General features: G+C 79.2%; 1 protein-coding gene and 1 pseudogene. Both read left to right on the top strand.

What is annotated here, in order from left to right; genetic code table 11:
* Positions 1-150, top strand: a 150-nt coding sequence (locus KBX39_RS32295) for a molybdenum cofactor biosynthesis protein B (RefSeq protein ID WP_369010133.1), incomplete at its 5' end; no start/stop codon positions are given.
* 37 nt (positions 151-187) lie between these two features.
* A pseudogene (locus KBX39_RS32290) lies at positions 188-802 on the top strand (molybdopterin molybdenumtransferase MoeA); the annotation flags it as partial.

Raw genomic sequence — 802 nt, 5'->3', positions numbered from 1 at the left:
GCGGCGCTGTCCCGCGGGCTGGCCGGGGTGACCGGCCGGACGCTCGTGGTCAACCTGCCCGGCTCGCGGGGCGGCGCCCGCGACGGCCTTGCGGTGCTCGGGCCGATCCTGCGGCACGCGGTCGACCAGCTTCGCGGCGGCGACCACTGAACCCGCGGGCCACGTGCCCCGGCGCTAGGCTCGCCGGATGAGCACGGAAACCGAAGCCGCCGCGGCCGAGGCGGGCACGCCACCACCGGCCGGGTGGGAGGAGGCCCGCTCCCGGGTGTACGCGGTGGGCCTGTCCGCCGCGCTCCCCGCCGTCGCCCGCCCGCTGGCCGAGGCCGACGGGCACACCCTCGCCGAGCCGTTGACGACGCGTACCGACCTGCCGGCGTTCCCCACCTCCAGCGTGGACGGCTGGGCGGTGCGGGGCCCGGGGCCGTGGCGGGTGGTGGGCCGGGTGCTCGCCGGGCACACCGCCGCGCCGCTGGAGACCGACGGCAGCACCGTCGAGATCGCCACCGGCGCGATGGTTCCCGAGGGCACGACGGCGATCCTGCGGATCGAGGAGTCGGCCCGCACGGCGGACGGCCTGGTGACCGGCACGCCCCGCCCGGCGCCGGAGTGGCGGGAACCGGGCGAGGAGGCGTACCTCGGGGAGGAGCTGTTGCCCGCCGGCACGCCGGTGGATCCGGCGGTGCTCGGCCTGGCCGCCTCCTGCGGGCACGACACGCTGCGGGTCCGCCGCCCACCCCGGGCCGCGCTGCTGGTCTTCGGCGACGAACTGCTCACCTCGGGCCCGCCCGGCGCGGGGCGGGTC

The sequence above is a fragment of the Micromonospora sp. D75 genome (assembly GCF_018070405.1).
GTDB classification, from domain to species: domain Bacteria; phylum Actinomycetota; class Actinomycetes; order Mycobacteriales; family Micromonosporaceae; genus Micromonospora; species Micromonospora chalcea.
This window is presented reverse-complemented; position numbering and strand designations above follow the sequence as displayed.